Genomic DNA, 11,654 nt, shown 5'->3' with positions numbered 1-11,654 from the left:
TTGTGGGTTCATTTAGCTGTTCTATACCAGATAAAAATTCGTTTAAAGTGGGTTTATATTCTTCCCACCGGGCTCAAGAGGTTCAATAATTAACTGCCTCCTTGCTCGCTGTCAAGCCTATATTTCTCAGCATCAGTTGAAAATTTCGGCTTAACGTGCTGATTTGCACCATTCAAGCCTTGGTGATCCAAAGCTAAATAGATGAATAAAATCTTGCCGATAGCATCATTTTTTGTGCCAAAAATGATAAAAAATAGTTATTATCCCAACACGATTTCGCCCGGCAAAACTCACCTTCACTCAGCGGAGAAAAAATGGATTTTCGCCTCTTGGCACTGAGCTTACTCCTGTGGTCATTTTCTTGTGTGCTTTGGGCCGCGGAGCGGTTGGACACACTGGCCAACACCCTCTATCAATATCCTACGCTGGCGCTGACCCAAATCAACGAGCTTGAGCGTCAGGCCTCAGAGTTGAGCCAGGCCCAAGTGCTGAGATTACAGTTATTTAAATGTGAAGCACTCCTGCAATTAGGAGACAACGGCGCCGCCATCAATCTGGCCGAACTGGGAGAAGCCAGAGCCAAGCAACTCAGGCTGGAACAGGCAGACAGTTATTTTCAAATTTGCCGCGCCGATGCCTATGCCAATTTCGACGATCTGAAACAATCACTGCTGTTACTCGGCGGCGCCATTGAACAGGCCAAACGCCACAACCAACCCCAGGCTCTGGTCAACGCCCTGAGACTCAAGGGCCAGCTGGAAAACGACCTTGGCAACTATGGCACCGCCATCGAAGATCTGCGCCTGGCGCTGGACATCTACCCGGATATCAGCAGTCAAAATCCGTCCTGGCTATGGCCACCTCTGGCCTATGTTTACGGCGACATGGCCAGCCTGATGTATTCCACCGGCGACCTGCGCCAAGCGGCCTACTATCTCAAGTTGGCACTGGACACAGATGAAGCCAAAGGCAAAGTTCGCCATGTGCTGTTATTGATGGCCGCCGGAGTCGCGCTGGCGCAGGAGGATACAGCCCAAGCCGACAGCCTGCTGAAACAGTCCAAAATACTGCTGCCAGAGATAGGCTCACCGCTGGAGCTTGCCAACAGTTACAGCCAGATAGCCGTGATAGAACTCGCCAGGGGCAGAACCGAGATTGCCGATGAGTTAGTGGGTATTGCCCTGCAGACCTATGAAAAACAAGGCAAAGTAAACAACTATATGCGTGCTACCCGGCTATTGGCCAGGGTACGTCTCGCACAGCGCAACGACGATGAAGGCCTAAGGCTGTTGATGCATTCGGCGCAGCAGGCCGAGCAGCTGCAACTGGCCGATGAAGTGGCCTATACCCAACAGCTTATCAGTGACTATTACGCCGAAAGAGCAGAGTTCAAACCGGCATACGAGGCGATGAAACTGGCGGCCCAGGCCGCGGCCGAGGCCCAAAAGCAGCTCAACAATACCCGCTTTATGCAATACAAGGCCAGGCTCAGCCAGCAGGAGCAGCTGCAGGTAGAAACCCAGCAAAACATTCGTCTTGCCAGTGCCGATCAGCGCTCCAAACTGAGCCAGGCCTACGGCACCATCTCTGTGCTGGCACTCGCCATCATAGGTGCGCTGATCTGGTTGGTCAGTCGCCGTAACCGCTGGCAACAACCGAGTACCGAGGCACTGGAAAAACTGCCTGCGGCCCAGCAGCTGGATGCCATGCTCAGCAGTGCCAAGAAGGGCAACTACCCATTGAGCCTGCTGTTGCTGAGTACCAGCCATATACGTCAGGTGGATCTTTCCGCCCTGCAGCGGGCGCTGGAACAGAAACTCAGAGAGCAAGACAGACTGCTGCGCTACAGCATGGATGAAATGGTGATCCTGCTGCCCTACACCTCGGTCCAGGGCGCCTTGCAGGTCAGCGAGCAACTCAGGCCGATAGTGCAGAGCTGGCAAGAGGCTCATGCCGTGCGTATTGGAGTGGCCTCGCTGCAGCAGCCCGATACCCTGGATAGCCTGGTGAAGCGTGCCGGCGTCAACCAACTCAGTCAGCAGAAAGCCGCCGAGCAACATCAGTCACCGGCGAGATAAGCCTCTATCTCGTCGAGGAACTGATCGCCAAAGCGGGCCAGTTTGCGTTCACCAACACCATTGACCGCCAACATCTCGCCCTGGCTGGTAGGCAAAATCGCCGCCATTTCCGCCAGGGTTGCATCGTTGAATACCAGATAGGGCGGTACGTCCTGCTCTTCGGCTATGCTGCGCCTTAACTGCTTGAGGCGGGCAAACAGCTTGCGATCGTAGTTGAGTGGCGCCTTGCTGCTGACGTTGCGCCTGCGGGTAACATGCAAGTCAATTCTGGGTTCGGCCAACATCAGTGCGACTTCGCCCCTGAGCACAGGCCTGGCGGCCGGATTCAGGCGAATACTCGAGCCGCGGGTAATATCCTGGCTCGCCAGCCCCAAATGGATAAGCTGCCTGGTCACACTGAGCCAGTATTCATGGCTCTTGTCTTTACCGACGCCCCAGGTGGATAACTTGTCGTGCCCCCGGTCGACCACGGCGGCCGATTTGGAGCCTCTGAGCACCTCTATCAGCTGGTTCATGCCAAACTTCTGCCCCAAGCGATATATGCAGGACAACACCTTCTGTGCATCCTCGGTGCCGTTGTAGCGTTTCGGCGGGTCCAGGCAGATGTCACAGTTGCCGCAGGGCTCCAGCGCCGGCTCATCGAAGTAGTGCAGCAACACCTGGCGGCGGCAGGTCTGGGCTTCGGCAAAGGCCGCCATGGTATTGAGTTTATGCAGTTCCACCTGTTGCTGCGGCCCGGGTTCACCCTGCTCAATCAGGTGGCGCACCCGGCCGATATCGGCGGGCTCGAACAGCATAAAGGCTTCGGCCTCAAGACCATCTCGCCCGGCGCGGCCGGTTTCCTGATAATAGGCCTCTATGCTCTTGGGCAGATCGTAATGCACCACAAAACGCACGTTGGACTTGTTGATCCCCATGCCGAAGGCGACCGTGGCCACCACTATATCCAACTGTTCCTTGAGAAATCTGTCCTGGACACTGGCACGCTCGTCGCTGCTCATACCGGCATGATAGCCTTCGGCGGCATAGCCCTGTAACCGCAGCCTTTCGGCCACTTCATCGACCCGGCGGCGGCTGGAGCAATAAACAATTCCGGCGGCGCCGTTCTGCGCGGCGATAAACTGGCGTAATTGATTGGCGGCGTTGAGCTTTTCCGCCACTGTGTAGCGAATATTCGGCCTATCAAAGCTAGAAAGAAGCACATAGGGGGCGATATTGAGCCGCTGGCAGATATCATCCCGGGTTGCCTTGTCGGCGGTGGCGGTCAGCGCCATCACAGGCACGCCGGGAAACAGCTGCTTCAGGCGGCCAAGCTGGGCATATTCGGGGCGAAAATCATGGCCCCACTGGCTGATACAATGCGCCTCATCCACGGCAAACATCGACAGCGGCAGGGATTGCAGCCGCTCAATAAACTCATGTTGCAGCAAGCGCTCCGGCGAGACATACAACAGGCGGATCTCACCCTGATGCAACTGGCGCAGCACCTTGAGGCTCTGCTCCCTAGGCAGGGATGAGTTGAGATAAGCGGCATTGACCCCGGTCTGCAGCAGGCTGTCGACCTGATCTTTCATCAGGGAGATCAGCGGCGAAACCACCAGAGTCAGCCCTGGCATCAACAATGCGGGCAGTTGGTAACACAGACTCTTGCCGCCGCCGGTGGGCATGATCACCATGCAGTCTTCCCCGGCCATCACACGTTCAATCACCTGGCGCTGCCCTTCACGGAAAGTGCGGTAGCCGAACACCTGCTGCAAGGCTTGCTGCATAGGGTCTTGGGGATGATTTAGGCTCTCGGGAGCGATACTCAGCGGCTGATCCATGACTGTCTGTGTCCAAAGAAGAGGCCGCTATTCTAAATGAAGCCAACACCAGAGTGCCAGCCAAGAGGGGATTTTTCCGCCTGGACTAGGCAAACGGCCATATTAGCGTTAGATTGATTGCTCTAAAAAACAACAATAGCAGGAAGCCCTATGAGCCAGGACATTCAAGCCGAGGTACTCGCCAAGGTAGCAGAAGTATTTGATAAACATGTGCCTTTTCACAATCTTCTCGGCCTTGGGATCCGCCGATACGACGCCTCTGGTGTCGAAGTGGAGATCAAAATGAAGCCGGAGCTAATCGGCAACATACATCAAAAAATACTCCATGGCGGGGTTACCGCAACCGTGCTGGATGTGGTTGGCGGCCTAACGGCATTTTCCGGCTTGGTTATCAGTCGCGACAACTGGACAGTGGAGCAGTTGCAACAGCGACTGCAAACCCTGAGCACCATAGATCTCAGGGTCGACTACTTGCGCCCCGGCTGGGGAGAAGTCTTCAGCGGCACAGGTACAGTGATCCGTGCCGGCAACAGGGTCTCTGTCTGCCGAATGGAGCTGCATAATGAAAAAGGCAGCCATATCGCTTTCGGTACAGGGACTTACATGGTCGGCTGAGTAGCTGTTTAAAACCCAAACACTGAATCTGTTGTCGATAACTTGAGCCGAGGGGCTTTGCCCCCTACAATCGCCCTTCTCTCCTTTTCGTCATTGTGTAGTACCTATGCCTGAAACCGAATACCGCAAGGGGGTCATTCTCGCCCTTTGCGCCTATATTTTTTGGGGCTTTGCGCCGCTGTACTTCAAGTTGCTACATCATGTCTCGGCTCCCGAGATCCTGCTGCACCGCATCATCTGGTCCTTCGTCTTTATGGGGGTCCTGATGCAGTTTATCGGTGGTTTCGGCCAGCTCAGGCTGTTACTCAAGCGCCCGAAACAGTTGGCGGTACTGCTGCTGACTTCGATTCTTATCGCCGGCAACTGGCTGCTATTTATCTGGGCGGTCAACAATGATCATATGCTGGATGCCAGCCTGGGCTACTTTATCAACCCGCTGTTCAATGTGTTGCTCGGCATGCTGTTTCTGGGGGAGCGGCTCGGGAAACTGCAATGGGTGGCGGTAACACTTGCCGCCGCCGGGGTGGTGATCCAACTGGTTTCTTTCGGCTCGATTCCGCTGGTATCCCTGGGGCTCGCAGCCTCCTTCGGTTTCTACGCCCTGCTGCGCAAGAAGGTCAATGTCGACGCCAAGACTGGCCTTTTGGTCGAAACTGCAGTGTTAATGCCGGCAGCGCTGGGCTTTTTACTGCTGGGCACTGGTGAAGCCGGCGCCAATATGCTCAGCAACAGTTGGGATCTCAACCTGCTGCTGATGGCCGCCGGTATCATCACCACCATCCCCTTGCTGTGCTTTGCCGGTGCGGCAGTGCGGATCCCGCTGATTATGCTGGGCTTCTTCCAGTACATAGGCCCAAGCATTATGTTTATCATGGCAGTGACCCTGTTCGATGAACCCTTCGATATCGAAAAGAGCATTACCTTCGGCTTCATCTGGGCCGCCCTGGTGGTGTTTACTTTGGATATGCTGCGAAAACGCTCTCGCAGGTAACAAACACAACCGGCCCGGATGGAGTTTCCGGGCCGGTTAAGCAATATTCAACGTTTATCCCGGCAGATTCTGCCCCAGCCCCTTAAGCAAACTCTCCGCCTCGGGCATACTCAGCAGCAGGCTGTAACCAAGGTCGGTCGGCAGTAACAAGACGCTATCTTTTTCCGTCAGAGCCACAAACGCTTTGCTGCCATCATTGAGCCGATACCACCCCAGGGTGTAACCGGGTAGGCCTATGCCCTGGGTACGCATGCCAAGCCTGGGGCCGCTGGCATCGCCGAGATTAATCACTTTCGCCTCTGAGATACGCAGATGCTCTGGAGCCAGGCTCTGGCCGTAGAATGGCACCTCGACCACCAGGCTTTGAGCCGTCAATTCCACCTTGGATGCCTGCGCCTGCCAAAATACCCACACAGATCCCGCCAGTGTTACCAACAGTAAACCCGAGGCGGCGCTCTTGGCCGTTGTCGGCATCTTCCGAATGCGGATCAGCAGCAAGATGGCCGCCAACATCAGTATCAAGGCGATAAAGCTGCCACTGGCGACGCCGGTCAATGGCGCCAACTCGTAACTTCCACTGTTCATCTCTCGCTCCTTAATGGATAGGCATAAGTGGGCTTAGCTTAGGAGCCAAAGACATAATATGTCAACAAATGGAATACGCCTGCTTACAAAGAGCCCCGCTGAGCGGGGCCGGTTTTTACAGATCAAGCGCCAAAATTTTGGAGCGACGCTGGTAGTTATAGAGCTGCTTCTTCTTACTCGGCAAAGCATCTACCTCCACCAGCTCAAAGCCGTGTTCCAGGAACCAGTGAATGCTGCGGGTCGTCAGCGCAAACAGTCTGGAATAACCACGCACCTTGGCCTGGCCTATGATGTTTTGCAACAGCAGGCTACCGCGATCGGCATCGCGATAGTCAGGATGCACCACCAGACAGGCAAACTCGCCGGCGTTGTCCTCTTCAAAGGGATAGAGCGCCGCGCAGCCTATCACCAGGCCATCACGCTCAATCAGCATAAACTGCTCTATTTCTATCTCCAGTTGCTCGCGGGAGCGACGCACCAGGATCCCCTGCTCTTCCAGCGGGCGGATCAGGTTGAGTATGCCGCCAATATCGGCAATGGATGCACGCCGCAAACGCTCGGCACTCTCTGTGACTATCTGGGTACCTATGCCCTCACGGGAGAAGAGTTCCTGCAACAGGGCACCATCTTCCAGATAGCTGACCAGATGGCAACGGGGCACACCGCTGCGACAGGCATCAATACTGGCCTTGAGAAATGCCATGGTGCCGACACAGCCTTCACCCTGGCCGGCCAATTTATCGAGAATTTTCTGGGCATCGTTGGGCATCAGCTCGGCAATCACATCACCGTTGCGATCCAAAATACCATTCTGGGAGCTGAAGCCGATCATCTTGTCGGCCTTGAGTTTGATAGCCACCTGAGTCGCCACTTCTTCGGCGGTGAGGTTAAAACTCTCGCCGGTGACCGAAGCCGCTATCGGCCCCATCAGGATGATGCAGTTGTTTTCCATCTGCCGTTTGAGTCCCTGAACATCGATACGGCGCACCTTGCCGGAGAGGCAATAGTCAATACCATTGTCGACCCCCAAAGGCTGGGCGATGACAAAGTTACCACTGACCACGTTGATCTGTGCGCCCTGCATCGGCGTGTTCGACAGGCTCATGGACAACCTGGCAGTAATATCAAACTGCAAAGAACCGGCTACCTGCTTAATGACCTTGAGAGTGGTTTCATCGGTGATCCGCACGCCTTGATGGTAGGCAGGCTCAATCTGATTGTTAGCCAAGGCTTCGTCTATCTGTGGCCGGGCGCCATAGACCAATACCACCTTGATCCCCAGGCTATGCAGCAGAGCAACATCATTGATGATGGAGCGAAACTTAGGCTGAGCCAACGCCTCGCCCCCCAACATCACAACAAATGTCTTGCCCCTGTGAGCATTGACATAGGGAGCAGAATGACGAAAACCATCAACCAATTCTGTGGTACGCACCTTGGGATTTACCTCACACTCGTTAAAGCCGACATAAAATGAATGCCACCCCCGTGGCACGGATAACATAGTAATGCATTTAAATTCACTTAAAAAGAATTTATTTGCACAAATAATTATTTTAAATCTCTAACTATTCACATGAAGGGTAAGCCATATCCAGCATCACCCCCCTGAGACTCAAACCGAGTAAATATTCGCCGCTGCGGTTCAAGTGATTGCATAGAAAGGTATAGCAGGGATCTGTTTAGAAAGTATGAATCCACCTGAACCGCAGAAGGCCAACAGCCGGATCCTTACGCGGAATAACTCAGGACTAAAGTGGATTGAAGGTGATAGAGGCAGCTTGGTGACAAAGGAGATAAGCTTAAGGGCAACGAGAGCCAAACCGGCTCGACTACGGCCGCGGCGGCTAAATTCAAATCAAAAAAAAGCCCCTGCGAGAGGGGCTTTCCAAGAATTCAAATACCAAGTGGATTACTTGATTTTGGCTTCTTTGTAGATAACGTGCTGACGAACTACGGGATCAAACTTTTTGATCTCCATTTTCTCAGGCATGTTACGCTTGTTCTTGTCGGTAGTGTAGAAGTGACCAGTCTTGGCGCTTGAAACCAGCTTGATCTTCTCACGATTGCCTTTAGCTTTAGCCATTTTCTATTACACCTTCTCGCCACGGGCACGAAGTTCAGCAACAACGACTTCGATACCTTTCTTGTCGATAATGCGCATACCCTTGGTAGAAACGCGCAATTGTACGAAACGCTTTTCGTCTTCTAACCAGAAACGGTGGTTCTGCAGGTTAGGTAAAAAACGACGACGAGTTGCGTTTTTTGCGTGCGAACGGTTGTTACCAACCATTGGTCGCTTGCCAGTAACTTGGCATACTCTTGACATGTCAATCTTCTCCAAAAAACAATTTTAACGCTCGAGCATTAATGTGCCTCGTATGGCCGTCGCCCGAGGCACAAAGAGGGCGCATGTTATACAGGATAACTGAGGAAAGATCAAGCGATGGATCAAACTATCCATCCGCGTTCTGCGAAGGAAACTATCTCGCAATCCCCTACAACCATATGATCCAGAAGTGAAACATCTATGGTTGCGAGCGCACATTTCAACCGCTCAGTAATTCGCCTGTCAGCCTGGCTGGGCTCAGCCACGCCGGACGGGTGATTATGGCAAACTATGACCGCCGCGGCCTGTTTTTCCAGCACCAGTCTAACCACCTCTCGCGGATAGACGGATGCAGAGTCCAGGGTGCCATGGAATAATTCCACGAATTGGATTACTCGGTGCTGGCTGTCCAGCAACAGAATCGCAAACACCTCGGTGGCACGGTCTGCTAATTGTCTCATTAAATAGTCGCGAGTCAAATCCGGATTTGTCAAAACCGGCCCTCTTTGCAGCTTTTCCCGGGAAATTCGCCTCGAAAGTTCGGCGGCGGCCTGCAATTGGGTATATTTCACCGGTCCCATTCCCGGAATTCGGGCAACTTGATTCAGCGGTGCCACCAAAAGTTGCCGCAGTGAGCCGAATGCCGCGAGCAAATCTCTGGCCAATTCGACCGCACTCTGTCCCGCCAGGCCGTTACGCAGCAAGACCGCCAGTAACTCGGCATCACTCAGGCTCTTGGCTCCCTGCTGCAGCAACTTTTCCCTTGGGCCCTCTCCTGTAGGCCAGTCTCTGATACCCATCCTTGGCTCCCGTCCCTGTGCCCTATACTTTGTTTCAATTATGGTCGAGATTTTTGAAGCTGCATCCTGCCAAGTCGGGGGAGCTTTGTGATATCTTAGCCGCCAATTACCATCAGTTGATTGTCTCTATGAGCCTGAAGCATAAAAAAATCCTCTTGGGGATAGGCGGTGGCATTGCCGCCTACAAGAGTGCCGATCTGGTGCGGCGCCTGCAGGACAGAGGTGCCGAAGTCAGGGTCGTCATGAGCCAGAGCGCCATGGAATTCATTACTCCGCTGACCTTGCAGGCGTTATCCGGCCATCCTGTGGCCTCAGATCTGCTGGATCCTGCGGCCGAGGCTGCCATGGGGCATATCGAATTGGCCCGCTGGGCCGATCTGGTTATCATTGCCCCCGCTACCGCCAACCTGTTGGCCCGCATTCGTGCCGGTATGGCCGATGAACTGATCACCACCACCTGCCTGGCAACGGCGGCTAAGGTGATGCTCTGCCCGGCGATGAACCAACAGATGTACCAAAACGCAGCGACCCAGGAGAACCTCAAGGTGCTGGCAGAGCGCGGCTATGGTATCTGGGGCCCGGATAGCGGTAGCCAAGCCTGTGGTGAAGTCGGCCCGGGGCGTATGCTGGAACCCAATGATATCGCGCAGCGAGCCGCCGCTTGCTTTGAGCCACAGCTGTTGGCCGGCCAAAAGTTGCTGCTCACCGCCGGACCGACCCGCGAAGCGATAGATCCTGTGCGTTATATTTCCAACCACAGCTCAGGCAAGATGGGGTTTGCACTGGCCTCTGCGGCGGCGCAGATGGGCGCCGAAGTGACTCTGGTCAGCGGCCCGGTTAATTTGGCTACCCCGGCAGGGGTGACTCGAGTCGATGTGCAATCGGCCAAAGAGATGCTCGATGCCGTGATGCAACGGGTGGAACAACAGGATATTTTTATTGGCTGCGCCGCAGTGGCAGACTATCGTGTCGCCGATGTCGCCGAAGCCAAAATAAAAAAATCTTCCGAAACCATGGCATTGGCACTGGTGCGTAACCCGGATATTCTGGCCACGGTCGCCAGCCATTCTATCCGGCCCTTTACCGTGGGTTTTGCGGCAGAAACCCATGAAGTGGAGACCTACGCGCGTGACAAGCTCAAGCGCAAGAAACTCGATATGATTGCCGCCAACGATGTGTCTGTTCCGGGTCAGGGTTTCAATGCCGACCGGAATGCTCTGAAAGTATTTTCTGCAACAGGTTGTGATGAACTGCCGGCCACCGACAAGTTGAGCCTGGCCAAACAGTTGCTGATCCTGATAGCGAAGCATAAAAACCACTCATGAAAACACCCATAGAACTGAAAATTCTCGACTCGCGTATTGGCAGTGAATTTCCGCTGCCAAGCTATGCGACCCCAGGCAGTGCCGGCATGGATCTGCGCGCCATGCTGGACACCAGCATCACCATAGCCCCGGGTGAAACAGTGTTGATCCCGACCGGAATTGCGGTTCACGTGGCCGACCCTTCTCTGGCGGCGGTGATCCTGCCCCGCTCGGGGCTGGGCCATAAAAACGGCATAGTACTCGGCAACCTGGTCGGCCTGATCGACTCTGACTATCAGGGCCCGCTGATGGTTTCCTGCTGGAACCGCAGCCAGACACCTTTCACCCTGGAGATAGGTGACCGCTTGGCCCAATTGGTGTTTGTGCCCGTCGTTCAAGCCCAGTTCAAACTGGTGGATGAGTTTGACACCTCGGACAGAGGCGAGGGTGGCTTCGGTCACTCAGGCACTCAATAATCCCTGCCACTGACAGAGCGAAACATGGCTGTAAAAGAAAAAATCAATCGTCGTGAACACATACTCCAATCCCTTGCCAGAATGCTGGAAACCAATCCGGGGCAAAGGATTACCACTGCCAAGTTGGCCTCGGAAGTTGGCGTGTCGGAAGCGGCGCTCTATCGCCACTTTCCCAGCAAGGCGCGGATGTTTGAAGGCCTGATTGAGTTTATTGAAGACTCTCTGCTGTCACGCATCAACCTCATCATGGATGAGGAGAAAGACACCATGAAACGCTGCCAACAGGCACTGCAGCTGTTATTGGTGTTTGCCGAGCGCAACCCAGGGATCTCCCGGGTTCTGAGCGGTGATGCCCTGCTGGGCGAAAATGAGCGTCTCAGAGAACGGATCAATCTGTTGTTTGCCAAGTTGGAAACCCATCTAAAGCAGATCCTGCGGGAAAAGTCCCTGCGAGAAGGGCAAAAATTCGCCCTGGATGAAGCCATTCTGGCAAATCTGCTGTTGGCGGTGGCCGAAGGTCGCATTGCCCAGTTTGTTCGCAGTGAATTCAAGCTCAAGCCAACGGCTCACTTCGAGGAGCAGTGGCAGTTTATTCAAAGCCAGTTATTGCAGAGCTGAATACCCTATTTTTTCGGGATAAAGGACGGTAAAAA

Annotated in this window: 12 protein-coding genes; 6 read left to right on the top strand and 6 right to left on the bottom strand. The window is 54.3% G+C overall.

Annotated elements, in window-relative coordinates; translation table 11 throughout:
* Positions 1 to 314: 314 nt before the first annotated feature.
* Positions 315 to 2,078, top strand: a complete 1,764-nt coding sequence (locus K5621_RS01780; RefSeq protein WP_221050271.1) for a diguanylate cyclase domain-containing protein — start codon at positions 315 to 317, stop codon at positions 2,076 to 2,078.
* On the opposite strand, the gene recQ is transcribed toward K5621_RS01780, so the two are convergent.
* A complete protein-coding gene (gene recQ / locus K5621_RS01775; protein ID WP_425332461.1) occupies positions 2,060 to 3,847 on the bottom strand; it encodes a DNA helicase RecQ in 1,788 nt (595 codons plus the stop codon). The genes K5621_RS01780 and recQ overlap by 19 nt on opposite strands.
* Positions 3,848 to 4,051: 204 nt before the next feature.
* Between recQ and K5621_RS01770 the strand changes: the two genes are divergently transcribed.
* Entirely contained in the window at positions 4,052 to 4,516 is a 465-nt protein-coding gene (locus K5621_RS01770; protein ID WP_044733531.1) for a thioesterase family protein, read from the top strand.
* 106 nt (positions 4,517 to 4,622) lie between these two features.
* A complete protein-coding gene (rarD, locus tag K5621_RS01765; RefSeq protein WP_221050269.1) occupies positions 4,623 to 5,507 on the top strand; it encodes an EamA family transporter RarD in 885 nt (294 codons plus the stop codon).
* Between the two features lie 54 nt (positions 5,508 to 5,561).
* On the opposite strand, the gene K5621_RS01760 is transcribed toward rarD, so the two are convergent.
* The 5 genes from K5621_RS01760 to radC form a co-directional block, all read right to left on the bottom strand.
* Positions 5,562 to 6,092: a PH domain-containing protein gene (locus tag K5621_RS01760; protein ID WP_221050268.1), complete on the bottom strand. Its 531-nt coding sequence runs from the start codon at positions 6,090 to 6,092 to the stop codon at positions 5,562 to 5,564.
* Between the two features lie 115 nt (positions 6,093 to 6,207).
* The gene (gene argA, locus K5621_RS01755) at positions 6,208 to 7,527 is read right to left on the bottom strand and encodes an amino-acid N-acetyltransferase (protein ID WP_221050267.1); all 1,320 of its coding nucleotides are present in this window, start codon (positions 7,525 to 7,527) and stop codon (positions 6,208 to 6,210) included.
* 477 nt (positions 7,528 to 8,004) lie between these two features.
* Positions 8,005 to 8,178, bottom strand: a complete 174-nt coding sequence (rpmG, locus tag K5621_RS01750) for a 50S ribosomal protein L33 (RefSeq protein WP_025010872.1) — start codon at positions 8,176 to 8,178, stop codon at positions 8,005 to 8,007.
* 6 nt (positions 8,179 to 8,184) lie between these two features.
* Positions 8,185 to 8,421, bottom strand: coding sequence for a 50S ribosomal protein L28 (rpmB, locus tag K5621_RS01745; protein WP_028769274.1), 237 nt, complete (start codon positions 8,419 to 8,421; stop codon positions 8,185 to 8,187).
* Positions 8,422 to 8,543: 122 nt separating this feature from the next.
* On the bottom strand, positions 8,544 to 9,221 hold the full coding sequence (gene radC, locus K5621_RS01740; RefSeq protein ID WP_039035359.1) for a RadC family protein: 678 nt from the start codon (positions 9,219 to 9,221) through the stop codon (positions 8,544 to 8,546).
* Positions 9,222 to 9,349: 128 nt separating this feature from the next.
* Here radC and coaBC point away from each other — a divergent pair, with 128 nt between their 5' ends.
* From coaBC to slmA, 3 genes are read left to right on the top strand one after another with little or no spacing between them, the layout of a single operon-like run.
* Positions 9,350 to 10,546 carry a bifunctional phosphopantothenoylcysteine decarboxylase/phosphopantothenate--cysteine ligase CoaBC gene (gene coaBC / locus K5621_RS01735; RefSeq protein WP_039035387.1) on the top strand — a complete coding sequence of 399 codons (1,197 nt, stop codon included), beginning with the start codon at positions 9,350 to 9,352 and terminating at the stop codon, positions 10,544 to 10,546.
* Positions 10,543 to 11,001 carry a dUTP diphosphatase gene (dut, locus tag K5621_RS01730; RefSeq protein ID WP_025888140.1) on the top strand — a complete coding sequence of 153 codons (459 nt, stop codon included), beginning with the start codon at positions 10,543 to 10,545 and terminating at the stop codon, positions 10,999 to 11,001. Before coaBC ends, dut begins: the two co-directional genes overlap by 4 nt.
* A 24-nt stretch (positions 11,002 to 11,025) precedes the next feature.
* On the top strand, positions 11,026 to 11,619 hold the full coding sequence (slmA, locus tag K5621_RS01725; protein ID WP_025010868.1) for a nucleoid occlusion factor SlmA: 594 nt from the start codon (positions 11,026 to 11,028) through the stop codon (positions 11,617 to 11,619).
* The last annotated feature ends 35 nt before the right edge of the window (positions 11,620 to 11,654 follow it).

Origin of the sequence: Shewanella carassii (assembly GCF_019670705.1) — a bacterium.
Classification (GTDB): Bacteria; Pseudomonadota; Gammaproteobacteria; order Enterobacterales; family Shewanellaceae; genus Shewanella; species Shewanella carassii.
The sequence above is the reverse complement of the archived record's forward strand: the minus strand, read 5'-3'. Positions and strand labels throughout refer to the sequence as shown.

Coding starts and splice junctions, on each gene's coding strand:
- slmA (WP_025010868.1), top strand. CDS start 11,026: ATGGCTGTAAAAGAAAAAATCAATCGTCGTGAACACATACTCCAATCC.
- coaBC (WP_039035387.1), top strand. CDS start 9,350: ATGAGCCTGAAGCATAAAAAAATCCTCTTGGGGATAGGCGGTGGCATT.
- K5621_RS01770 (WP_044733531.1), top strand. CDS start 4,052: ATGAGCCAGGACATTCAAGCCGAGGTACTCGCCAAGGTAGCAGAAGTA.
- dut (WP_025888140.1), top strand. CDS start 10,543: ATGAAAACACCCATAGAACTGAAAATTCTCGACTCGCGTATTGGCAGT.
- rpmG (WP_025010872.1), bottom strand. CDS start 8,178: ATGGCTAAAGCTAAAGGCAATCGTGAGAAGATCAAGCTGGTTTCAAGC.
- rarD (WP_221050269.1), top strand. CDS start 4,623: ATGCCTGAAACCGAATACCGCAAGGGGGTCATTCTCGCCCTTTGCGCC.
- recQ (WP_425332461.1), bottom strand. CDS start 3,847: ATGCAGCAAGCCTTGCAGCAGGTGTTCGGCTACCGCACTTTCCGTGAA.
- K5621_RS01780 (WP_221050271.1), top strand. CDS start 315: ATGGATTTTCGCCTCTTGGCACTGAGCTTACTCCTGTGGTCATTTTCT.
- rpmB (WP_028769274.1), bottom strand. CDS start 8,421: ATGTCAAGAGTATGCCAAGTTACTGGCAAGCGACCAATGGTTGGTAAC.
- K5621_RS01760 (WP_221050268.1), bottom strand. CDS start 6,092: ATGAACAGTGGAAGTTACGAGTTGGCGCCATTGACCGGCGTCGCCAGT.
- radC (WP_039035359.1), bottom strand. CDS start 9,221: ATGGGTATCAGAGACTGGCCTACAGGAGAGGGCCCAAGGGAAAAGTTG.